Raw genomic sequence first — 23,733 nt, forward strand, 5'->3', positions numbered from 1 at the left:
GTCCTTATCCGGTACTAGCGGAGAGAGACGTCTTTTTTGATATGCATGGACAAGTCACGTGCGGGATTGGAGATTGGGGAGAGGATGTCAGACATGTGAGTAGATATATTGTGAAAAGATTCATTCAACTGGCAGCCGTGTTATTCGGCATTTCGTTTCTGACGTTTCTGCTGACCTATCTGTCTCCGGGGGACCCGGCAAGGCTTATGCTCATGTCTACAGGGGTCACACCGTCGGACGAATTGGTACAGCAGGTGCGTGTCCAGCTGGGACTGGATCAGCCATTTTGGATACGCTACGGAACCTGGCTGGGACAGGTGCTTACCGGAGATTTCGGAACGTCCTATAAATACGACAGGCCTGTGCTCGACATTCTGCTGTCCAGGCTTCCAGCCACGCTTCGGCTAACAGGAAGTGCCCTGCTGCTGGTCATTCTGATTGCGTTTCCACTGGGGATTTTGTCGGCTGTCTACAGAAACAACGTGCTGGATTACGTCATTCGCCTGTTTTCGTTTGCAGGGCTGTCCATGCCCAGCTTCTGGCTCGGGATGCTGCTTATGTTGGTATTTGGAGTTCAACTCAAGCTGCTGCCTGTCATGGGAAGTTCGGGCTGGAACAGCCTGATATTGCCGGCATGCACACTGGCGTTACCTCTGATTGCCCAATATATCAGGCAGATCCGTACGGTGATTCTGGAAGAGATGTCCCAGAACTATGTAACGGGGGCCAGAGCCAGAGGCGTGAAGGAGAGAGTCATTATGATGCAGCATATTTTACCCAATATATTATTGCCCATCGTTACGCTCATGGGCATGTCTACAGGCGCCCTGCTCGGCGGGGCAGCCATTGTGGAAAGTTTGTTCGTATGGCCGGGTGTAGGGCAGATGGCGGTGGATGCCATCTTTACAAGGGACTATCCCCTGATTCAGGGCTACGTCATCTGGATGGCAACCATCTATGTATTGCTGAATCTGATGGTTGATCTCTGGACACATCTGCATGACCCGCGGATTCGACTGGACGTGGATGTCTAGGATGAGAGAATTTAAGCTTATTTTGACACAGCATCGCTGGTTCACGTTTCTATGTTCACTGACCCTCCTCTGGGTCATTCTCGTCATGATTGCGCCGCTGCTCGCACCGCATGATCCACTGGCAACGAATTTTGCCAAGGTACTGCAGCCAGCCAGTTCGGAATATCCGCTTGGAACCGATCAGCTTGGACGCTGCGTGTTATCCCGTATCCTTTACGGGGCCAGGACGTCGCTTCTGCTTACCTTTATGATGATCGGAATTGTGTTTGTTCTTGGTGTAGCCATTGGTGTTATCGCAGGTTTTGCCCGTGGTCTGACGGATACAGTGCTGATGCGGTTATCCGATACGCTGATGGCCTTTCCAGGATTAATCTTCGCTATCGCAGTAGTGGGGATGCTGGGGCCAGGCCTATTTAATACGGTAATTGCCCTGGCTGTTGTTTGGTGGGCGAAGTATGCACGACTGGCAAGAAGTCTGGTGATCTCGCTTCAGCAAAGGGAGTATGTCGCTGCGGCAGCCTTCAGCGGCGCACGGAAGATTCAGATCATCACCAGAACCATCCTGCCCAACATGCTGTCTCCTCTCATCGTCATGGCGATGATGGATGTGGGCGGCATGATGTTATCCATCTCAGGCCTGTCCTTTTTGGGGCTGGGTGCCCAACCTCCTGAACCGGAGTGGGGGGCGATGCTGAATGAAGGCAGACGATATTTGCAGACAGCTCCGTGGCTGTTAATTTATCCGGGACTTGCGATTTTTTGCACGGTGATCATTTTTAATTTGCTGGGCGACAGTCTGAGGGATGTGCTGGATCCCAAGAAAAAGGCAGCTTAACAGGAGGAACGGGAATGAATTCGAGATATGGAAAAACGCTAACGCTTACCGTACTGTCATTATTGGTTTTATGTATTATCACGGCATGTGGCCAAACCACAACAAGCACCTCCACCTCATCATCATCTGGCGAAAAGGCGGTAGAGGCTGATAAAGGCAGTGCAGGTCAACCGACTCATCTGAATGTAGCGCTATTCTGGCTTGGAAGTAATCTGGATCCGGCAGAGGAGTGGAACGGCTGGACCCTTACACGGGCAGCAATAGGAGAGACCCTGATTCAGTTTGACGAAAATATGAAATTGGTACCGAAAATTGCGGATCGCTGGGATCGTATTGATGATACGACATGGCATTTTCATATCCGGGACGGCGTAACGTTCCATAATGGAAATAAGGTCACAGCAGATGCGGTGAAGAAGTCCATTGAACGTTCCATGGAGCTGAATGAGAGAGGACAGTCGACCTTGCCGGTAGCTTCCATGACTGCCGAAGGTCAGGATCTGACCATTAAAACAACTGAGCCTTATGCATCCCTTCTTGGCAATATTGCTGAACCCCTGTTTGTAATCGTGGATACGAGTGCGGATACGTCCAAATTCAAGAGTGAGCCTATCGCTACAGGGCCGTTTATGGTCACAGGCTATACCCCGGATCAGGAGATTCAGGTGAAAAAGTATGACGGATACTGGGACGGGGCAGCGGATGTGGATACCATTACATTCAAATATATCAAGGATGACAGCACGCGTGCCCTTGCACTGCAATCGGGTGAGATTGATGTAGCCAGCAACGTGGGACGAAGCAGCCTGGCATTATTCCAGGATCAGAGTCAATATACGATTGATGAAATCCCGAGCCTGCGTACGCAGTTTGTATGGTTTAATACGCAGAATCCGCTGCTGAGTGAACCGGACGTACGGCGTGCAATCTCGTACGGCATAGACCGCGAGATGTATGCAAACACACTGGTGGGCGGTCAGGCGGCCAAAGGACCGTTTACCTCGGCTCTGCCTTTTGGCTATGATCAGGTCAAGGGGTATGACTATGAACCGGAGACAGCCAAGAAGCTGTTGGATAAGGCTGGTTACATGGATGCGGATGGGGACGGTATTCGGGAAAAAGACGGACAAAAGCTAACGCTTCAATTGATTCTCAATTCGGCTTATGAATCGGACTCCATTGTGGCTGCTGCAATGCAGTCCCAGCTCAAGGAAATTGGAGTTAATCTGGAAATGACCTCTTACGAGGATCTGACTGATCACCAAAAAAGCGGGAACTACGATTTGGCGCTGACCAGCATTAATACAGGGATTACCGGAGATCCCCAGTATATTCTCGACTTTTATTTCAAAACGGGAGCAGAGTGGAACGTAGGTGGATACAGCAATCCGAAGCTGGATGCGGTGATTCAGCAGCTGCATTCCGAATTCGATGTGGAAAAAAGATATGAACTGGCTGCAGAAGCCCAGCAGATGATTCTAGATGATGCGGCATACATGTTTATTACCTATACTCCAATTAACATTGTAAGCAAGAGCAACGTTCAGGGTGCGACGATGTATCCGATCGACTTTTATCTCCTGGATCGTAATATTCAGGTTGGGCAATAATGAGCAACTTGCTGGGTGTAGATCGGCTTTCTGTAGCATATAAGAGCGGTTCACCTGCACTGCAGAATGTATCGTTCACAATGAATGCCGGGGAGATTATCGGAATCGTGGGCGAGAGCGGAAGTGGTAAATCGACGTTGCTTCGAGCTTTGCTCGGCATGCTTCCAGACGGTGGGCAGTATGCCGGGGGAGACATTTTTTTTCAGGGGAAATCGATATTTAGTTTTTCGCAGAAGGAATGGGGCCGCATACGCGGCAAGCGGATGGCGATGGTTTTTCAGGATAGCGGTTCTTATCTGAATCCCATCCGTACAATAGGAAGTCAGTATATCGAGGCAATCCGTACACACGTTGAACTATCGAAGAAAGCTGCCTATGACATGGCGGTGGACATGCTCTCACAGATGGGACTGGATGACCCCGAGCGCATGATGAGCATGTATCCCGGCCAGCTTAGCGGAGGCATGAAGCAGCGAACGGCAATTGCCATGGCGGTAACGATGGAGCCAGAACTGCTGCTTGCCGATGAACCGACCAGTGCGCTGGATGTAACCACTCAGGTTGAAGTGATCAAAGGATTGACCGACCTTCGGGCAAGTCAGGGAACAGGGATGATCATTGTGACGCACAATATTGCCGTTGCAGCCCATATGGCAGACTACATCGGTGTGATGCAGAACGGGTCATTGGTTGAGTTTGGACAAACTTCAAGTATAATTACAAGTCCACGTCGTGTGTATACCCGCGAGTTGCTAGCTGCAGTACCTGAATTGGAGGGGAACACGGATGGTAGATGAGAGGATACCCGTTCTGGAAATGAGGAATTTAAGTAAAACCTATGAATCCAGGGGCCAGGGAGCCCATTCAGCATTGCAATCGATCAATCTGAAGCTCTATCCGGGTGAATGTCTGGGAATTGTAGGTGAGAGCGGAAGTGGCAAGAGCACCTTGGCCAAATGCGTGACCCATCTGGAAAAGGCAACCTCCGGGCAGATCATCTATCGTCAGCAGGATATTACTCTGATCAGAGGAGAGGCTTTGCGGCAGCAGCGCAAGCAGATTCAGATGGTTTTTCAGGAACCTTCGGCAATTTTCAATCCCCGCATGAGGGTAGGATCGTTTATCCTTGAGCCTTTATTGAATTATAAACTGATCAAACGCAGGCAGGGGGAAAAGGAAATTCATCGTTTGCTGGAGCTGGTGGGATTGCCAGCTGCGATTGCTGACAAGTATCCACACGAAATCAGTGGTGGGGAGCAGCAGCGAGTGGTTATTGCCCGGGCGATTGGATTGCAGCCGGATGTGATTATATTTGATGAGGCTACCTCGGCACTCGATGTTTCCATTCAGCAGCAAATGTTGAATCTGTTGGTCCGATTGCGTGAAGAGACAGGGATCTCATATATCTTCATATCGCATGACCTGGCCGTGGTGCAGCAGGTTAGCGATCGCACTGCGGTTATGTACAAGGGTGAAGTCGTTGAGGTGTTAGAAAGTGCACAACTAACGCGTAAAGCCAGTCATCCTTATACACGAAACCTGATGGCTTCGGTGTTGTCAGTGAAGGAGATCAAGGATAAGATGCGAGAATATACCCTGCAAGGCATCACGGGTTGAGTTGTAAGGTGTATTGTGGTCTTTATAATTAAGCGAAGAAAAAGGATTATTCCGGGTCATGGTGGTGACGGCCGGAGTAATCCTTTTACTGTATAAGGAGTATAAGAAATCATGAACTGTTGTTGAAAAGTACTACAATGTAAGTAAACCGATGTACGCAAACCGATCTATTAAAACCAATATACGTGAGCATGGGGGACTCAGCCGAGTATTAAGCATCGCCTGATATTTTTTTTAATGTGGCACTTGGGATTGGAAGTCGTTTCGGCTCGACCGATTGGCATGGTAGAAGACAACATCCCCGTCTTGGATGGGCCAAGTATTGCCTTCAGTATTGACCGGATTGTTCTGAAAACCCTCCATTTGCCACTGATTCATCAGAGGTGCATAGATGTACTGGAGATGAGGCGCGTCAGTATCGCCATCTCGTAGACTTTCAATATTGAAGTTGACTACGATATACCCATTTCTCAGAAACACAGCGGACTTTTCATCCAACTGGTTTTGTCTCGCAAGTGGCTCCAAATTCGTGCCTTTCGGCACGGCATATACATCGGCTGGCAGGCTGTATTCTCCATACCAGTGCTGGATGGATGCATTTGCCCGATCCAAGTTAACGCCTTGCGGGATGTCCGTTTTGGGTCCGATCAATGTGCGAATGGATGAGGGCAGGATCATCCAATCATAACGTCCCACGCACGTTTTCTGGTGCGAGATCTGATCGACGAAACGAACCATGTATTCAGCCAGTGTGCCTTGGCTCTGCTCCTCTTTAGTCAGTTCATAGGTGTATCGATAACGAGCGGTATCGCCCATTTCGGTACCAGGAACATTCCGCAAACGGGTATTCAGAACCACAAAGCGTTTCTCCAAATCCTGTGCAGATCCGATACGGATAAATCTTTCCTGTCCTCTGTGGTAATACAGATCCACCTCCTGCCGGGAGGTACCGTCCTCGTTCACGAAATGAAAAGTTGGCGTAATCCGTACCCCATCCTGCTGACCAAACATATTACCTTTCGTTTTGAGGTCAAACTTGATATGGTACCCGGTTTTTACAGCCACATTTTTGAATCCCTGTATGGGATGGCTGCCTGGACGAATGGGCAATACGAAAGGTGCTAGGTTGCCGCGAGGGTCACCATCTATACGATTCAAGCCTGTCCAATAACTGACTCCCGTTGGCTCCGGGCTGCCTGGCTGCTTGCGAAAAACATTTTCCCAGTTATAGTCCGAAATGTCGGTGACATGAAAATCGTATAGCCTACCGATGACGTCGACTGGAACCGTATCGGCCGCTACGTGATGGGCCAGGTTGGTATTGGCATCCTGCTGTTCGGTGAAGTTGGAGGGTGCGTTCTCCGCAATATTGCGGAATTCAATTTCATAGTTGCCCTCGTCTACCCATACCGGGAGATAAAAGCTGGTGTCCAGCTGGTTTACCGGGATATCCACCCAGGTTTTAGCCGGGATAAATTGGCTTCTGTCCGCCGTATAGACATCAAACGGGAATTTCACCTGTTTCATTCGAAAGTATTTGGCATAGTCCCGATTGCCATAACCGGGGTAACTTGCTGCGTTTAAATGTTGACCCGTCGTTGGAATACGGACAATAAATGGACGTTCCAGAATCAGTGCTGACCGGGTTAGATCCGGAGTCGTCTTCTGATTATGAGCCTGATCATCCGATACCAAGGCGTAGTTTACGACAGGGGTATGCACGGTAACGGTGTTAATACCGTTAATCGGGAAATCCTTGTTGGCGCCGCCGTTTACATTCCCAGGCAGCAGATCGTAATAAATGATACCGGAACTTGGTGTGTTTTCTTTGTTGACCAGCGTGTTACCAATCATGTTATTGGGTTTATACAGAACATCCTGGCCAATCGTTGTAGGGTTAGGAATATTGGATGGCGTAGGTCCATTCTTGGTCGCCTCTGTGTCGTCCATAATCTTGGTATTATTAAATATGACCGAGTCATTATTCACTTTTGCCTGAGGGGTGTTGGACTCCGCCATTCCCTTCAAACGCGACGTATCATCCGGCACATCTGGAGGTGCATTCAGCCCGCCTGTTAATTTGGGTGGGGTATAGGAGATAGACGTTGTTTGCCCTGGTCTGACGTGGCTCTCCACGTTGTCATCATTTTTGGATACCAAAGTTGGCGGTGTATATCCGGATGGAGTCATGGTGACCAGTTCACCCGGCAGGGCATAATTCTTCATGGTCGCTTTTGCGATCTTGTACACTTCAAGATTGTTGATTTTCCAGTACGAGTAGTCCCGTGTAATCTGGAAATTGTATGGTTTGGTTACGGTGTCATTGGCTGGAACAGGCGGTCCATCCGTACAGCCATCCTCGGTACAGATTGGTGGCCCGGGCACCGTCCATTCTCTGTCATAGGATAGCGTGACACTGCAATCATACGTAACTTTGCCCGACATTTTCGCCCAGGCCTGCTTGAAGAGATAGTTGTCAGCAAATGCATTGGTATACAGTGACTCAGAAGTAGGGATTCCTCTCAGTACATTGAATGTCTCATTACCTCTGTTATCTGACTTTATTACACCGTTAGCATTTGGATCAAGGTCACTCATGCTCATAATCGTCCCTGTAGATGGTGGCCCGATTGTCGGTGAACATCCAACCCCACTTCCACCCCCATTGCCTCCGCCACCCCCGTTCCCGGGATCTTCTTCTACGCCAATCGTTGTGGTTGTCGTTAATTGGAAGTCGTCTTTCTCCCACAGTACGGTGATGATCGTAGTTCCCCTGCTTACGGCTTGAACTAATCCTGAATTACTAACGGTTGCAACACCAGGGTTGGAGGAGGTCCAGGTTGTTCGCCCATTGCCGCTATTTACATTGGTTTCAGCACCAAAGCTTCCATCACCGGTTTTGGTCTTTACGGTTGCGTTTAATTGCTTGGATTGGTTAATGCTGAGCTGACCGCCATTGGTGAGATTGATTTCTTTGGTAATCTCGGCTAAAGCTTTCCAGTATAAATCTGTGTTGAATTGATAATCCGCATTCCATTTAGGAGGGTTATATTCTTCTGTTTTAATTGGTGGAATAGCACCACCAATTTGTGTGGTGAATTTTGTTCTACGGCCAGTAAATGATTCAACAGAAACCAAGATAGGCTCTCCTGGGTAATAATGCGCTGTATTATCCATATAGTGAGGCATGTTAGACCTATCCGTTATTTCTGCATTGGAGCGCTTTTCACCGGCTTTATCATAGTAATCGGTCGGAATGTAAACATCTTTATTCAAATCAAGGTCGACACAGACTGTTGAGGAAACCGGAAGGTTCTTGCTAGGGTCGTTTTCTAGTTCGATGTTGTTGCACTGACCATCAACTTTCCATCTAAGACTATCAACTTGGTAAATATATACACCTATGTTGGTCTTTTTTGTCCCCTCAACAGGAATGACCTTTTTTTGCGATTTTGCAGGGGTAGGAGGCTCCATATGAAATGACTCCAATACAGGTTTGACACCTGGCCCCCCACCTGCATGGATCTGGGTTACTGAAGATAACAATAAAACCAATGACAGAACGATCAATACAGCTTTTTTAAAAAATACTTTTTGCCCCAAAATTTATCCCCTCTAATCTGTGGCTATTACGCTGTAGGTAGGACCTTCTTTGGCAACAAGGCTGACATCAGAAATCAACTCCTTATCGAAATGCAAAAGACCTACGCTCCAGTAAACTGGGTTATTAACTACGAATACACCTTTACTTTTAGTGGTAGCATTAATACTGGGCGCAGCATATGAAGCAAAAGCATCTGATTTTGGAGAATTCATAGGGTTAATTGTTGCTGAATTTAGCAAACTTCCAGCTTGTAGTGCATTCATAGTAGACCTTTTTACTTTTAATTCGATTTCTGCAAAAGAAAAGTATGCTCCCCGTAAGAGAGTGAATCCTTCGTCTACAAAAACTGGATAATAAATACTTCTTTCTGCACCCTTCGCAAAGGTATTAACAATAATCCAATTCTTTATCTTGAGGTCTGCATAATTGGTATCGGTAATAATATTTTTGTTCCGAACTTTCGAGAAGTCGTCTGTGACCTCGCTGTAATCAACGTTTGGTGAAACCTTCCTTTCTGGTGTTTTCTTATACTTAGGCGCAATAATATTAATATTCGTCCCAGTCAAACCAACTGCACGCAACTCATTCAAACCCTGAAAATCAGCAGGCTTCGTTTTCGCCACACTTGTATAACGAGCGATCAGCACAGCAACTTCGGCCCTTGTCGTGGTGCGATCCGTTCCAAAATTTTTATCGTTAGCAACACTCATCAACCCTGTACCTAGAGCAACAGCGACAGCATTTTTCTGGCTGCTTGCCAGTTTGCCAGTGAAGTACTCCTTCGCAGGTATCACAGTATTGCTTACATCAGACAGAGCTTGTTTGTAATCCGAATCAACCACGGTCAGCCCCTGTGCCAGCCAGGTCGCCATTTCACCCCGTGTTAGAGATGCCTTGGCATCGAGTTTTCCATTGTAGTTAGCAGGGCTGATGAATCCTTTGGCAATCGCAGCGGATACGCCACTTTTTGCCCATTCAGGCACGTCTGTAAAGTTATTGGTTTCTTGTATGGCAGCATTAGGCTGATCGGTTAGTCGTCCGAGAATACTAGCCATTTCGGCCTTGGTCACTGGTGAGCTTGGTTTGAATGTCCCGTCGGCATACCCTTGGAAGAATCCCTGTTCAACTGCGGAGTTGATCGCTGCAGCTGCCCAGTGTGTCGAAGGGACATCTTTGAATTTTAGCGTAGCTTGAGCGGCTTCTACTGAACTCCCGATACTTCCTGAACCTATTACGCCTCCTGTAAGCAAAGCCAAGGCTGTAACCCCGGTTAGAATCATTTTCTTCATGAATACTGCTCCTTTCTAATTTCAAATTCTGGTAGTGGTTATGTACTGGATACTACTAGATACTAAATTTGTAATAATCATCAATATTCTACCATGTATAACTGGGTATTTGGTATTATTTATCAATATTAGTGTTCCGAATTATGGTTTAAAACCCCTCCTCTAGACCCATCCAACCTCCCAAAACACAAAAAAAGGCCACGAATCCGTAGATTCATAGCCTTATGCTTTAAGGTAGAAGATCTAAATATGTAGTTACCAAGCTCATATATTTCAAGGATAACCCATTTTCACCCATTTGAAAAGAGAGAAACAAAATAAACCAAAAATCCAGACTGCATCAACGCAGCCTGGATTTCAGTTAAATTTACATTGAATGTAGTAGCCGATCCGTGCCTACTTCTCTCAAACCAGAAGAGGCAGACGGCTAACAATTCTACATTAGATATGTTCTATGCGCCGTTCCACTTCTCTCCGGTCAGGTACTTCTCGGTCAAAATCGACAACATCTGAATGCCGACTTCGTTATGTCCACCTTCGGGGATAATAATGTCCGCGTACTTTTTGGAAGGCTCGATAAAGGCATCGTGCATGGGTTTGACGGTTTCGAGATATTGTTTGTAAACGGATTGAATCGTACGTCCACGTTCCTCCATATCCCGCAACACTCTCCGCAATATACGAACATCGGAATCGGTATCGACAAATACCTTGATGTCCAGCAGGGCACGTAGATGTTCGTCGATGAGCACATGAAGGCCTTCTACAATAACGATATGGTTCGGTGCGAGTTCAACCGTTTCATTGGCAGCACGGTTATCTATGGTGAAGTCATATACGGGAGCATATGCCGTTTGTCCTTGCTTCAGCAGGGTAAGATGCTCAATCAACAGATCATTGTCGAATGCAAACGGATGATCGTAATTGGTGAGTCGACGCTGCTCTGGAGTGAGCTGTGATTGATCTTTGTAATAATTGTCCTGGGATATAAACGTCACTTTGCCTGATCCAAGACGGTCGATGACGGAGCGAGCTACCGTCGTTTTACCGGAGCCGGTCCCTCCGGCGATACCAATAATGAGCATGGTTGTTCCATAAACCTCCCTAGATTGGCAGCATGATCAGTAGATGGAGAGCATCCAAAATGAGCTCTATCTGCATGTCTGTCTGCGAATACACAATTCCTTCATTGTATCACAGCTTGCTGACTTTTTCATCTTAAGGAACAGACCATGTTTTGCCTTTCGGGAGGCATACTCATTTTCAGATTTACAATTCTAACGCATAGTAGAGCGCTTGTGCCCTCGCATGGTCCAGGGAAGAATCAGATTCTGGCCAATCAGGCGAATGAGCAGACCAAGAATAACAAAACCAAGCACACTTCCTGCCGTATTTGCAATCAGATCATTGATATCGGTCGAGCGGCCATTCCCCAGAGTAATCCTAATCACAAGCTGCAATATTTCAATAGTGAAACTTAACATTAAGCCCGCCGATGCCGCTTTGCGAATTGAGTTAACTGAAGGTTTCAAAAGAGGAAGCAGGAACCCCAGCGGCATAAACAGCACAATGTTCAGAAGGAAACTTGGCGCATCCGCAGTCAGGAGTGGAACCCATTGAAGGTTCTTGTACCAGGGTGTCTGGTTGGCATAGATTCCGATATTCACATCGATTGGGAAAAATACAAAATGCAGCACGCCCAGCACATATATAGCGAATGTCAGCATCAGCATATACTGTTTGCTTGTATATCTAACTGTGCTCACCCTGGCGTGGATCACCAGAGCGAGCAGAATCAGAATAAATAGTGGACCAAGGACACTTATAGATGAAATGGTAAATTGAATGGACATGCGATGACCCCTTTGCAAGGAAATGAGTTCGAGCTATTGGAGCTGGATTTTCATTTCCATTCCCTGAATAAATTGATTGTCTTTGACCTCTTCGGTAAAGTCATCTTTCACCTCAAAAGGTTTCACTACCAGGTATTTTACATCCTTCGCTGTTGTTGCATATATGCTTGCCCATTTCAACTGGTTATCTTCATATATACCCTCGCCGCTGAGTGCAGTGAGTTGTCTACCTTGATCATCATAGATGGCAAACCTGATGTCCTGCAGCTGTTCTTTTTCTTTGGCAGTCAACGTTTCTTTCCCATTCAAACCGATGGCGGCAGTTAAGCGTGTTGTGATAGGGGTAACCTCGGCTTTCGTAACAGTGGCGGTAAACAAGTCATTCTCCATGACGGTATCAGGCTGAACCTTGTAGGTGTCCGTTGTTGATTTGGTAAAAGGAACGGTTAACTCAAACTCATGATCCAGGCCTTGAAGCGTCAACTTAACCTTGGCATCGAACTGATCCGGGAATTCACCTTTATGATCCGTAGGAATGATCTGTTCAAAAAGCAGGGTATCGGGCTCGTTCGCCCCGGCTGAACTATAGAACAGACCGCCATCTGGGCTAAACCCGTTTACATCGAGAAAAACGTTGTCGACTCCGCTGCTCAGCTTCACAATGTCCTTGCCGTTATCATACATGCCCTGATTCAGGTTGGGAGCCGTGACATGAACCAGAAATGCTGCTCGTGTGCCATCGTATACCGTTTCCAATACCTTGAATTTTACATCCTGATAAGCAAAGGAACTGTTTACTGGAGTAGTCAAACCTTCGTTACCCGCTGTTCGCAGACCCATATCCGCTTCAATTGAGCTGAAGAGACTGCCTACGAGCGGAATGCTGCGCAGAGAATCAGCCATGGCTGGAGACACAAATCCGGATGCAAATACGGTAACACCTAATACACCTGCGGCAACGGCAGCCGCTGCGGTACGGCGCAGTCCTTTGTTAACCCGGCGCGGACGCTTAGCCTGTTCACTATTCAGCTGGCTGGGTGATTCGGGAAGAGACTCCAGTGTGGCATCAATTCGAGTGCGTACAAGATTAGACATGACAGGGCGCTCCTTTGCTTGTTTTTTTAACTCCTGATCGATATTAAATGGGTTTGACATGCAATTTTACCTCCCGAAAGTTTTTGAATTTTTGGTATAGCTCCTGCCGTGCCCGGCTAAGTCTCATTTTTACCGCGCTCTCGGATATATTCAGCGTATCTGCTACCTGACGCAGGGTTAGATCCTCAAAATAATGCAGCACAATGACAATTCGTTTCGATTCTTCCAGTCGATCAACTGCTTCTCTCATATCCACCTCGTCGTAGGGACTGGATATTTCCTGCTTGGCAGGCACCTCTGCATATGATGTGGAGAGGGAGCGACGGGAGAGCATGGTATTACATTCGTTGATGAGGATGCGGAACATCCAGGTCTTGAAATACTGGGGTTCACGAAGCGTATGCATGGATTTATAAGCTTTCAGGATCGTCTCCTGAATGGCATCAGCCACGTCCTCCTCTTTTCGCAGCATGGATTTTGCTGTATTGTATAGGGAATTTTCAATTTCTCGGATGAGCCTGATAAAGGCATCACGATCTCCCTGAATGGCTTGGTTGACGAGATCGGTCGGGTCCATGGATAAACAGCTCCTTTCTTGGGATACGGGATAACAGCTCCCCGCTTGGTTTTTACATGAATTAGACTTTCGGTGGGCTGATATGGTCACAATTATTTTTTTGAAGGAAATGTAGTTGCTTAATATGGACGCTTGGGAACGCGCTGTACCCTTCAGTTGGGTTGGGGATAGTTAGTAGGTGGGGGAGAGGTGGCTTTTCATATGAAGTTCGTATGAGTACTCAGCTGGTGTATCAATTTTGTCTCAATATTTCTGGTTTGGGTTGAAGGAGCTAGGTCCTTTGATATAATGATGTCGAATAATGTCCGTTATGTAACTGTAACGGGATTATTACAATCCAAGGAGGTGATACTTTTGAAAAGAAAAGGTAGATTTATTTCTTCTGTTGTCATGGCATCTATTACGGCAGTATCGGTTGGTTCTTTTGCTTTTACAGAAAGTACATATGCGTCTTCAATAACCCCGTCACCATCGGGCATTTCATCTATTAATCTGCAGGGAATGGACCTGGAATCCGCACTTATGGCTGTTCAGCAGCAGCGTTCCGCGCTGATTGAATCACAGCTGCAAGCCCAGTTGGAAGCAGTACAGAGTCGTAATGCAGCGATTGCGGAATTAAATGGGAAGCTTGCTCAAGCCATCGAAGGTGGGGATTTCGAGCTGGCGCAGTCTCTCAAAAACCAAATTGACGCTCTCTCCAGCTCCCAACAGATGGACATGCTGCGTCTGCAATCCTTGTCCAATAAGCGTAATGAGGCGTTTGACGTGATGACGAACTTTATCAAAAAAATGCAGGATTCCAGATCATCGATCATCGGCAACATGCGTTAATCTACATTTTTTATCTGACCCATTGTGATCGATGGTCATGAGGTATAACAAAAAAGCGAAGTTCTCGACGCAGCGTCGGTAACTTCGCTTTTTTTGTTTTCTTAGCCATTAGCCTATATAGCAACTTCCGGCCCTTAACCCGACCAGTCGCGGCGGCGAGTAAAGAGATCCTTCAGCTCGTCTGTTGACAATTCGGTAATCCAGTTCTCGGAGCTGGTGATGATATTGTCGCTAAGCTGCTGCTTGCTCTCCAACATCTCGTCTATACGCTCTTCCAGCGTGCCGAGGGAAATAAACTTGTGTACCTGGACATCCTTTGTCTGTCCCATGCGGTATGCCCGGTCGGTGGCCTGGTTTTCCACGGCGGGGTTCCACCAGCGGTCGAAATGAAATACATGATTCGCTGCGGTCAGATTCAGACCCACGCCGCCTGCCTTAATGGAAAGGATGAAGACGGATGGCTGTTCATGCGCAGGCAGTGTACGGGACTGGAACTGGTCGATCATGCGATCCCGTGCGGTCTTGGATGTGCCACCATGCAGATATAATACAGGCTCCTGCAGTTCCTGCTGGAGAACCTGCTGCAGCATCTGACCCATACCGATGTACTGGGTGAAAATAAGGCATCGCTCGCCCTCTTCACGCAGCTCACGGATAAGCTCCATCAGCCGTTCCAGCTTCGCGGAGCGGCTGATCAGCATCGCCATGTCCTGTGGACTATACAGGTCATACTCCGTCTTGGAGCCATCCGAAGACAACGTCTCCGGCAGAGCTTCCTTCGTCAGGAGCAGCGGATGGTCACACAGCTGCTTGAGCTGGGTTAACGCAGATAGAATCGCACCTTTGCGCTTAATGCCTTCCAGCTCTTTCATTTTATCCATCAGTGCCTGCACGGATTGATCGTATAGGGCACTCTGCTCGCCGGTAAGATGAATGTAGGTTTTCATCTCGTTTTTGTCCGGCAGGTCGAGCTGGATATTCGGATCCTTTTTCTTGCGGCGAAGCATAAATGGCTTGACCAGCTGCTGCAGATCCAGCATGCGCTGCTCATCCTTGTCTTTCTCAATCGCGGTGATAAACCGGGTTTGGAAAGCGCGTGCGCTGCCAAGGTATCCCGGATTAATGAAGTCGTAGATGGACCATAGCTCGGCCAGACGGTTTTCAATTGGTGTACCTGTCAATGCGATACGGTGTTTAGCGGGGAAACTGCGTACCGCCAAGGACTGCTTGGTTTGCGCATTTTTAATGTTTTGTGCCTCGTCCAGGCAGATGGAAGCCCAAGTGTATGACTGTAACATCTCTTGGTCCAGGGTAGCGGTAGCATACGACGTAATGATGATATCCACCTGCTCGGTCTGTTCCCTGAAGGCTTCTCCGCTAAGCCTGCGTGCACCGTAGTGCAGACTGACGTTAATCGAAGGTGCAAAACGGCTGATTTCCTTCTGCCAGTTGCCCAGTACCGAAGTGGGGCAGACGAGAAGGGCGGGAGCATCCCCGGATAACCGCTGCTGATTCTCTTTGAGATGCAGCAAATACGTAATAAACTGAATGGTCTTACCAAGCCCCATATCGTCCGCAAGGCATGCTCCAAGGCCGAATTTGCGCAAGAATCCAAGCCATGCAAATCCTTCTTTTTGATAAGAGCGAAGTTCTGCATGCAGTCCAGTCGGAACGGGAAGGGAGGGAGCCCCGCCTTGTCCGCCGCCAAGCTGTGCAATGATCCGGTTCAGGTGTTCATTCAGCTCGACCTCCAGACGAACGTTCTCATTAGCCTTCGGCTGCTGCTCCTCCTCGGTTTGCTGCCCTTCCTTCCATTTCTGATGACGATATTCACGCTGCTCATTTTGCAGCAGATGCAGGTGCAGAATGTCTTGAAACGACAGTCCCTGTTCCCGGTCGACACCACCCATGGCTCGCCGAATCTGCTCCAGCAAGGCAGGGTCGAGTGGTACCCACTCTCCGCGGAATCGTACCAGCCGTTCGTTGCGGGCAACGAGGTCGGCGAATTCCTCTTCACTGAGATCGGTATCTCCAATCGCAATGCGCCAGTCAAAATGAATGATGGAGTCCAGTCCGAAGAAGGACTGTCCGCGTTCACTGCCTTCCTCCGGCTTCACCTTGGCACGAAGCTTGGGTTTCTTCTTGCGGGCTGCTTCCCACCATCCCGGAAGCAGTACCTGCCAGCCTGATTCCAGCAGTCTGCCGCTGTCTATGGTAAGGAACTGCCATGCTTCCTGATCACTGAGCGGATCGCTGAGCACATCACGGCTCCCACTGATGGAACGGCTGATTCGCGGCAAATGTGCACGCAGCTGCTCCAGCCAACCGGCAGAACGGTCAAGGATAAATGCTGTCCACACCTCCGGCCATTCACCTTCAAGTCTTCCGCGGGAATCAAGCCGAACGGGAACCAATGAAGCAGCATCCAGCTTATCCTGCAAAACTACACGCAGCCGCCATGCGGGTTCATCTTCATCCGGCTCCAGCAATTGCAGAAGCGGGCGGAACGGGGCAGCGTCTGCTTTCCATCCAATGGAGACAAGCCAGGCCTGGGCATCCATTCCTGCTGTCCTTGGTGGTGTTCCCCCTTGAGGGAATAGCTGAGGGAACTCGCGCCGAAGATCAGTTGCAGCTTCCTCGGTGTTATACCACCGCTGGAATACAGTAGCTGAATAGGCCGCGTTAAGTCCTTCGGCGTAGCTCTCGTCTGTCTCGTCAAGGGCTTTGCTCAGCGCAGATCGATCCTGTGGCTTCATGCTATCCGGATCCCAGATCCATTGCAGCTGACCTGTACGATAAGCAGCGAAACTGGGGACATATTTTCGATTTTCAATGGTTGCAGCAAGTGTAGGAGCAAGCCTGATCAGATGAGCAGCCTGCTCGTCCCATTTCCATTCAATGTGCAGCAGCGTGTGCATCTCTGCGAAGAACGGGATGACCTCTTCCGCAGGCAGTACCACCAGATCAATATCTTCAATCTGTCTCGTCTCCAGCTCGGTTCCGTAGAAGGAGGGAGCATGCCAGGCAAATAGTCGCTGCTTAAGCGACTGCCCCGATACAAAATGATGAGTATTAAGGGCTCCATAAAATAAGGCATCACCGTATCCGGTTAATGCGACGTGAACTTCAATCGTTTCGGTATAGGGATGTATAAGGCTCATGAGATCAACTTACCTTTCCGAAGTTCTTCCTGCAGCGCACGCAGTCTGCTATTCCGCACAGACAGTGCGGTGATGAAATCTTCCCAGCGTTCCTCTTGCTTCAGTTTTTTGTAGATTTTGGACAGCCGCTTCAGCAGCTTGACTGCTGCCTTGTAACCGTCTCTGTTCTTGTGACCGATGTAACGTTCCACGGCCTGGTGGTAGAACGGGAGCAGGAGTTCCGGTGCATCTTTTTCAATCGGCTGCAGTACCGCCACGCGAAATTCAAGCGGTTCTGTCTCCGTACTCAACTGAAAATCAATCCAGCGCCGCCACTGTCCGCGGCTATGCATGGCTTCTTCGTAAGCTGGACGGGAGTGAGGAAGCATGCTGACCAGGGTATCCCACATTTGATTTTCCGTCTCGGGGAGATGTTTGATCGTCATGTCCCACAGCTGCATATAATCCTGCAGAGGTTCGTTCCGGCGATTGGCCAGCAGTGGTCCAAGCTGTGCAAGCCATGCACCGAGCCGTTTCCAATCTGATTCATCCGCGAGCACATGCAGGAAATGCAGCAGATGTTCTGCCGGGATGCCGTACGCCGTACTACCGCTCGTCAACCGTTGCCAGGCGTGCTCGTCCTGATGCAAGTGGAAGTATATCCAGCTTTGCGCGAGAACAAGTGGCAAGGGCGCCGATTTTCCAGGCTTACCGGACTGGCTGCTGCCTGTCAGATTGGCTACACCTAGCACACGACCTCCGCTATTGCTTGGTGTGTTCACGGCAGCTTCTTTCAACTGATCTTCGATTTCCTGTAACATGTTCAGCTCCGATACGAGCAAATGATCATTTTGTAAGTGAGGAACGATCCAATTTAGCCAAACCTGCCGATAGATCGGCGTGAACAGCATCAGTGTGGACGTCTCGGGCATCATTTGTGTGCGGAGGTACGATATGGTTTCTTCAAGTCGCTTCCACAGCTGCTTAAGCTTATTATCCGGAAGCTCGGCGAATTGAAGGGGGCGGCTTAGTACCTGATCCATGCCTTTCTGTAGTGCATCTACAGCAAGTTGTGCTGGGTAACTTAGATAGACAGGTGTATGGCTGATAGGATGGCGAGAAGGGATGCAGTATCGCATCAGGTACAGATGTACATGGAATTCAAATAGCTGATCCATCCCGGCGGATAATTTGGGCTTAATCGCATACAGTTCATCGGCAGCTTCTTGCACATATGCTGTACTTGGCGTGCCTGTACCTAATCGGGCCAAGCATTGTTCGAACAGTTCATGCCACTCCGTAATTTCCAGGCCTGCAAGCTCTAATGCCCGTTCCCTGATCTGACTGTACTGTTGATGAGGGATATCTGTATCCTTCTCGGATACTGCATCGGAGCGAAATGCAGACTTGGAAGCTGCGGGCTTCGGTGCCTGTTTCAAAGCCGTGCTGGAATGAGCATTAACGATGGCATGCACGGGCCTTTCCAGCAGCTCGGCATAACTCATCATAACGGCAATGATATGTTTACAGCGCGAACTCACCGGGCAGGTACAGTAGCTGGTGGGCAGAGACTGGACGCTTAAGGTGACATTATACTCTTCAGAGCCCTGCACGTCGGCTGTGATTCCGTGATGTTCCGTAAAGGTTAATGATCCAACGCGTTTCTGTTTATAATATTGGAATCCGCGCATAATCGTCAGATTATTAAAGTGCTCGGCAACCTCTCGAATCAATTGCTGCCACTGTGCATCATCCAGATTCATGTCAATCGGTATGTTCATCATTCCATCTCCTGGGCAATCATAGGTTTAACGATCCATACGCCTTGACGTATGGTGTGGATTTTCTGTATCCATCATATCAGTTATGGGTGTCCACGTGCATGGATTGAGAGAACTTGTAGTAGACTTTTTGATCATTATAAATGGAAACAGCAGGGGTGGATTTACACACCTGCATGCGTTATTGCTCCATATTGTGTATGCTTAGCGTATGTATTCCTTTCAGGAAAGATACAGGCCTTGAAGTGGTCAATTTTAATCAACAGGAGAGAGCATATATGAAAATACTTACGTTAAATACACACGCCTGGGCGGAAGAAGACCAGTTGAACAAGATCAGCCAGCTGGCTGACTTTATTAATACACATCAGTTTGATGTAATCTCCATGCAGGAGGTCAATCAATCCATAGAAGAGACGGCATTGTCTGCAGAACACTTGCAGCATTTTATCTCAACCGATCCGGATGCCGTGATCAAAAAAGACAATTACGCGCATGTCTTGCTGACGCAGCTGACTGATACCTATTACTGGACATGGGTTCCCACGCATATCGGATTCAGCAAATACGATGAGGGTCTGGCGATCCTGAGCCGTACGCCGATTACAGCTTCTTTTGAAGAATATGTATCTCACATGCGCGATTATAGCAACTACCGGACGCGCAAAATTGTGGGTATACAGACGGCCGTTGATGGTGAGGCCACGTGGTTTGTGAACGGACACTATAACTGGTGGGATGATGAACAGGAACCATTCAAGGGACAGTGGGAATTAACGGAGAGCAAACTTGCTCCATATCTGAATCATCCGCTGTTTATTATGGGAGATTTCAATAATGTTGCGGAAGTGCGCGGGGAAGGCTACGATCACATCATCAGCCAAGGCTGGAATGACCTTTACACCACTGCCGAACAAAAAGATGATGGAGCAACGGTAGTCAAAGCCATTGCCGGATGGGCTGACAACAAACGCGATCTTCGGATTGATTACATCTTCTCCAAACATCCGGTCCAGGCGAAAACTTCTACTGTCGTGCTTAACGGCAAGAATGGCCCGGTTGTATCTGACCACTACGGGGTGGCTGTGGAAATTTAGCGAATGATTCTGGTTATCCTGTTGCAAAAATGAAAAGCCTCCGCTGGATTCCTGCACAAGGAAATCAGCCGGGGGCTTCTTTTGTTGAATGCATATGTACATATTATTGCATTTGTCTATTTGTCCGTTCTATTATCTTGCTATTTCTACTCCAAGGCCAGCATCTCGGTCACGAATTTTTTCAGATTCGCACTGGTTTCGCTGAGCTGCTCGATACTTTGCATAAACTCACTGACCAACTGCGCCTGATCCACGGTTGCGGATGTAATCTGCCCAATCTCCAGCTCCATATGCTTCATTGAATCCTGAACGCTGCCTAGTGAAGTTTCGATATCTGCAGCTGCTTGTTTGGTGTGATCCGATAGCTTGCGAACTTCACTGGCAACGACACCGAACCCACTTCCCAGATCGCCGACGCGAGCGGCTTCGATCATGGCGTTCAGGCCAAGCAGATTGGTTTGTTCAGATACTTCCCGGATTACATTGGTTACCTTGGTCACACTGACTGAATTCTCTGCAGCCTGTTTGGAGTTGCGCAAGATCTCTTCCGAGGTCGCGGATAGTTCCTCCGAATGGGCTGCAATCTGCTGAATGCCACCAAGCAGGGCGTTAATGGTTGCTTCATTTTCACTGATTAGCTTCTCAAGGGTGATATGGTTATCCAGCGCGTAGTTTACGCCCAATATGCCAACAACCTGATCGTTCTCTTTAATAGGAATGAGTATGGCGTCAAAAGGTCTGCCTTGCAGATCGCCTGGCATTCTTGCCACGGTACGGGAATCCCGGTTCGTCAGCATTTTGAAATCCTTATAGTCTTCGTGCAGCTCGTCCCCTACTTTAACTCCAATCTCCAGCCCGTTGGCCTCGGAAAAATATAACACTTTCTCATGATCATTAATGGATATGGAAACATCGTCACGAAACATCTGTCTTACAAAAGGCATAGCATTTACCAAAGATTCAAGGATACTCAAGGCTCATCTTTCCTTTCCCATACAAAAAGTGGAATTTCCAATCTAATACCTTTATCGGCAGGTCATTCCCATTTTTAAACCGATTCTCTAATTTTGTCGATATAAGACGAATTGTTCAGAATTGGTTCAGAGCTTCCTTATATAATGTGCAGGACGCGATATGCCTATATTTATTGATTGAAGTTGAATTCCATCTGTAGTATCCACACCTGAATGACACTTGTATATTTTGGATTGGGGGAGCTTTTCTTGAAAAGACATCATTTTATCTGTTCGCTGCTTGCAGCTTCGTTGTTAACAACACCTTTGTGGAACACACAGGCCAATGGGGCAGCTGTATTTACGGATATTGAAGGATCATACGCCAAGGACGCGATTGTAAGGCTGCAAAATGAAGGGATCATTACCGGAATCAGCGATGGTCGCTTCAATCCGGCCGGTCAAATCAAAAGACAGGATTTTGCCATAATCATAGCCAAAGCATTGAAACTGGATATATCTAATGTACCTTCCAGTCCGACTTTTTCGGATGTGCCTGCCAATAGCTATGCTTACGCTTCAATTGAAGCTGTGTATCAAGCAGGATTATTGAACGGCTTGGGTAACGGGAAATTCGGCAGTGGTCAGACGTTATCGAGACAGGATATGGTGGTTACCCTGATGAGAGCGATGGGGACGGACGTAACGGGCAAAGCCGCTTCATTAACGTTCAAGGATAGCAGCAGCATATCGGATTACGCCAAGGATGCAGTCGGCGCTGCCCAGGAAGCCGGCTTCATTGTGGGCGACAGAAATAACATGTTCAATCCAGTGCTACAGGCAGATCGTCAGGCGGTAGCGCTGACCGCTTCCCGTTTTCTGCAGACAATAGAGGAAAAGCTAACTACCCAACCTGAACCAACGCCAGTACCGGAAACTGAGCCGGAATCAGAACCAGCACCTGCCCCAGCTCCATCGACAACCACGAACAGTGGGGGTTCATCAACAGGTGGCAGTAGCGGCGGAGGCACCATCCCCTCGGTACCTTCTGACATAACGGCACCATCAGTGAATGTGAACCAGATTTTCTTTAACGATAACTACAGCGGAACACAAGATCAGCTTTGGGGAGAGGCAGGAGCAGTAAGCGAAGCGGGAGCTGTCGTTAAGGCATATCCGTGGAAAGATCTCAACGAAGATGGAAAAGTGGACAGTAACGAGCTGAACTCAGCCATTGTGCTTGGCGAGAGCTTGAGTGATGGATCATTCGCAGCGGGAGATATTGGGGATTATCCAGCAGGAATATATCGGTTTATTATGACTGCTACGGATAAGGCAGGCAACGAAACTGCCCGGGACGTGGCGAGTTTGTTGAAGATCAAGCTGGTCCATAATGAGCAGCCGGTACTGGACGTTGAGGCCCCGACTGTGGACATTAGCAAATTTAAAGTTATTGATAACTACAGTGGTACGTTTGATCAAATTCAGGGTGAGCCAGGGGCCATTGGTGAAGAGAATGCCATTGTGGCTTTCTACAAATGGTCTGATGATAATAATAACGATATCGTGGACCAAGAAGAACTTGCAAGTCCTCTTCTACTTGGTACTAGTCAGGCTGACGGTTCACTTCCTCCGACCATTTTGCTTGACCTTCCACCAGGAGACTATAGATATGTGATTACTGCCAAGGATCAGGCTGGTAACGAATCGTCTAAAGATAATGCACATGTGTTTGCATTTACGCTTGTCAAAGGGGAGGCTCCTGTAGATATTCCTACTGCTGCATCAAGCCATTTTGGGTTTGATGGGAAAGAAGATAAAACGAAATATCTCCAAACAGAATATCAGAATTTTCCTTTTACCTTGGATTATAGTCTTGGAGAAGAGTTTGTAGATGGTACGATTGAATATTCAACCGATGCATTTAAGTTTAGTGTGGATGATTCCTACGTTATAAATGGCGTTCCTTACAGCATCGATGACAGTCAGATCAGTAATGATGGGCATACGCTTAAACTTGACAAATTAAATTCAGGAACAGGCACCATTGTCACTTTGAAATTGGGGAACAAAATGAATGACGTAAGAAAACAGTATGATATGTTTATTCGTGTGGATGCGGATGGGAACGGACTGTCCAAATCTGAATATGCAGAAGATAGACTAATTATTAACTTTACCATTTTCGGATGATTGCATCTGTCCGGGCCACAACCTTGTGGTCCGGTTTTTTTACTGGGGAAAAGAAGGGGAGGATCAAAATTTAGAATTATGAAAGCGCAAACAAATTTCTGTAGCCAACCAACAAACCTGTCAGTTATACTGGGGATATTATTCGGCTGTTTGCAATAAGCTTGGAGTCATAAGCTTACGCTCCAATTGCTGTGGTACAAGGGATTTTCTCACCAAGGTTAAGC

General features: G+C 47.9%; 17 protein-coding genes. 8 read left to right on the forward strand and 9 right to left on the reverse strand.

Features of this window, described 5'->3' with window-relative positions; genetic code table 11:
• Positions 1-95: 95 nt before the first annotated feature.
• Genes nikB through AC3RCI_RS01270 form a run of 5 tightly spaced genes read left to right on the forward strand, consistent with a single transcriptional unit; the run spans position 96 to position 5,096 of the window.
• The gene (gene nikB / locus AC3RCI_RS01250; protein WP_492527336.1) at positions 96-1,034 is read left to right on the forward strand and encodes a nickel ABC transporter permease; all 939 of its coding nucleotides are present in this window, start codon (positions 96-98) and stop codon (positions 1,032-1,034) included.
• A 1-nt stretch (position 1,035) separates the two neighbouring features.
• The gene (gene nikC / locus AC3RCI_RS01255; protein WP_492527337.1) at positions 1,036-1,869 is read left to right on the forward strand and encodes a nickel transporter permease; all 834 of its coding nucleotides are present in this window, start codon (positions 1,036-1,038) and stop codon (positions 1,867-1,869) included.
• A 14-nt stretch (positions 1,870-1,883) separates the two neighbouring features.
• Positions 1,884-3,479, forward strand: coding sequence for an ABC transporter substrate-binding protein (locus AC3RCI_RS01260; RefSeq protein ID WP_492527338.1), 1,596 nt, complete (start codon positions 1,884-1,886; stop codon positions 3,477-3,479).
• A complete protein-coding gene (locus AC3RCI_RS01265; protein WP_492527339.1) occupies positions 3,479-4,276 on the forward strand; it encodes an ABC transporter ATP-binding protein in 798 nt (265 codons plus the stop codon). The genes AC3RCI_RS01260 and AC3RCI_RS01265 overlap by 1 nt, the downstream gene beginning before the upstream one ends.
• On the forward strand, positions 4,266-5,096 hold the full coding sequence (locus AC3RCI_RS01270) for an ABC transporter ATP-binding protein (protein ID WP_492527340.1): 831 nt from the start codon (positions 4,266-4,268) through the stop codon (positions 5,094-5,096). The genes AC3RCI_RS01265 and AC3RCI_RS01270 overlap by 11 nt, the downstream gene beginning before the upstream one ends.
• Positions 5,097-5,330: 234 nt before the next feature.
• Here the strand turns inward: AC3RCI_RS01270 and AC3RCI_RS01275 are convergent, their stop codons facing one another.
• The 6 genes from AC3RCI_RS01275 to AC3RCI_RS01300 form a co-directional block, all read right to left on the reverse strand.
• Positions 5,331-8,234: a DUF5704 domain-containing protein gene (locus AC3RCI_RS01275; RefSeq protein ID WP_492527341.1), complete on the reverse strand. Its 2,904-nt coding sequence runs from the start codon at positions 8,232-8,234 to the stop codon at positions 5,331-5,333.
• Positions 8,235-8,711: 477 nt separating this feature from the next.
• Complete coding sequence (locus AC3RCI_RS01280) at positions 8,712-9,989, reverse strand: S-layer homology domain-containing protein (protein ID WP_492527342.1); 1,278 nt, start codon at positions 9,987-9,989, stop codon at positions 8,712-8,714.
• 452 nt (positions 9,990-10,441) lie between these two features.
• Positions 10,442-11,074 (reverse strand): uridine kinase, encoded by a 633-nt coding sequence (udk, locus tag AC3RCI_RS01285; protein ID WP_095293127.1) that lies wholly within the window; start codon positions 11,072-11,074, stop codon positions 10,442-10,444.
• Between the two features lie 192 nt (positions 11,075-11,266).
• Positions 11,267-11,842: a VanZ family protein gene (locus AC3RCI_RS01290; protein ID WP_336784191.1), complete on the reverse strand. Its 576-nt coding sequence runs from the start codon at positions 11,840-11,842 to the stop codon at positions 11,267-11,269.
• A gap of 33 nt (positions 11,843-11,875) precedes the next feature.
• Positions 11,876-12,937: a DUF4179 domain-containing protein gene (locus tag AC3RCI_RS01295; protein ID WP_492527343.1), complete on the reverse strand. Its 1,062-nt coding sequence runs from the start codon at positions 12,935-12,937 to the stop codon at positions 11,876-11,878.
• 43 nt (positions 12,938-12,980) lie between these two features.
• Positions 12,981-13,514 (reverse strand): RNA polymerase sigma factor, encoded by a 534-nt coding sequence (locus tag AC3RCI_RS01300; RefSeq protein ID WP_492527344.1) that lies wholly within the window; start codon positions 13,512-13,514, stop codon positions 12,981-12,983.
• Between the two features lie 345 nt (positions 13,515-13,859).
• Between AC3RCI_RS01300 and AC3RCI_RS01305 the strand changes: the two genes are divergently transcribed.
• Entirely contained in the window at positions 13,860-14,345 is a 486-nt protein-coding gene (locus AC3RCI_RS01305; protein ID WP_492473519.1) for a hypothetical protein, read from the forward strand.
• A 134-nt stretch (positions 14,346-14,479) separates the two neighbouring features.
• Here AC3RCI_RS01305 and AC3RCI_RS01310 read toward each other — a convergent pair whose 3' ends face one another.
• Entirely contained in the window at positions 14,480-17,506 is a 3,027-nt protein-coding gene (locus tag AC3RCI_RS01310) for a DEAD/DEAH box helicase (RefSeq protein ID WP_492527345.1), read from the reverse strand.
• The gene (locus tag AC3RCI_RS01315) at positions 17,503-19,269 is read right to left on the reverse strand and encodes an SWIM zinc finger family protein (RefSeq protein ID WP_492527346.1); all 1,767 of its coding nucleotides are present in this window, start codon (positions 19,267-19,269) and stop codon (positions 17,503-17,505) included. Before AC3RCI_RS01315 ends, AC3RCI_RS01310 begins: the two co-directional genes overlap by 4 nt.
• Positions 19,270-19,544: 275 nt before the next feature.
• Between AC3RCI_RS01315 and AC3RCI_RS01320 the strand changes: the two genes are divergently transcribed.
• A complete protein-coding gene (locus AC3RCI_RS01320; protein ID WP_492473509.1) occupies positions 19,545-20,363 on the forward strand; it encodes an endonuclease/exonuclease/phosphatase family protein in 819 nt (272 codons plus the stop codon).
• A 146-nt stretch (positions 20,364-20,509) separates the two neighbouring features.
• On the opposite strand, the gene AC3RCI_RS01325 is transcribed toward AC3RCI_RS01320, so the two are convergent.
• Entirely contained in the window at positions 20,510-21,337 is an 828-nt protein-coding gene (locus AC3RCI_RS01325; protein ID WP_336784185.1) for a methyl-accepting chemotaxis protein, read from the reverse strand.
• Positions 21,338-21,586: 249 nt separating this feature from the next.
• Here AC3RCI_RS01325 and AC3RCI_RS01330 point away from each other — a divergent pair, with 249 nt between their 5' ends.
• Positions 21,587-23,509: an S-layer homology domain-containing protein gene (locus AC3RCI_RS01330; RefSeq protein WP_492527347.1), complete on the forward strand. Its 1,923-nt coding sequence runs from the start codon at positions 21,587-21,589 to the stop codon at positions 23,507-23,509.
• The last annotated feature ends 224 nt before the right edge of the window (positions 23,510-23,733 follow it).

The sequence above is a fragment of the Paenibacillus sp. MT124 genome (assembly GCF_058792755.1).

What these genes read in the sequence shown, in the direction of transcription:
- AC3RCI_RS01310 (WP_492527345.1), bottom strand. Translation starts at nt 17,506, where the DNA reads ATGAGCCTTATACATCCCTATACCGAAACGATTGAAGTTCACGTCGCA.
- AC3RCI_RS01290 (WP_336784191.1), bottom strand. Translation starts at nt 11,842, where the DNA reads ATGTCCATTCAATTTACCATTTCATCTATAAGTGTCCTTGGTCCACTA.
- AC3RCI_RS01260 (WP_492527338.1), top strand. Translation starts at nt 1,884, where the DNA reads ATGAATTCGAGATATGGAAAAACGCTAACGCTTACCGTACTGTCATTA.
- AC3RCI_RS01300 (WP_492527344.1), bottom strand. Translation starts at nt 13,514, where the DNA reads ATGGACCCGACCGATCTCGTCAACCAAGCCATTCAGGGAGATCGTGAT.
- udk (WP_095293127.1), bottom strand. Translation starts at nt 11,074, where the DNA reads ATGCTCATTATTGGTATCGCCGGAGGGACCGGCTCCGGTAAAACGACG.
- AC3RCI_RS01320 (WP_492473509.1), top strand. Translation starts at nt 19,545, where the DNA reads ATGAAAATACTTACGTTAAATACACACGCCTGGGCGGAAGAAGACCAG.
- AC3RCI_RS01280 (WP_492527342.1), bottom strand. Translation starts at nt 9,989, where the DNA reads ATGAAGAAAATGATTCTAACCGGGGTTACAGCCTTGGCTTTGCTTACA.
- AC3RCI_RS01295 (WP_492527343.1), bottom strand. Translation starts at nt 12,937, where the DNA reads ATGTCTAATCTTGTACGCACTCGAATTGATGCCACACTGGAGTCTCTT.
- AC3RCI_RS01270 (WP_492527340.1), top strand. Translation starts at nt 4,266, where the DNA reads ATGGTAGATGAGAGGATACCCGTTCTGGAAATGAGGAATTTAAGTAAA.
- AC3RCI_RS01315 (WP_492527346.1), bottom strand. Translation starts at nt 19,269, where the DNA reads ATGATGAACATACCGATTGACATGAATCTGGATGATGCACAGTGGCAG.
- nikC (WP_492527337.1), top strand. Translation starts at nt 1,036, where the DNA reads ATGAGAGAATTTAAGCTTATTTTGACACAGCATCGCTGGTTCACGTTT.
- AC3RCI_RS01265 (WP_492527339.1), top strand. Translation starts at nt 3,479, where the DNA reads ATGAGCAACTTGCTGGGTGTAGATCGGCTTTCTGTAGCATATAAGAGC.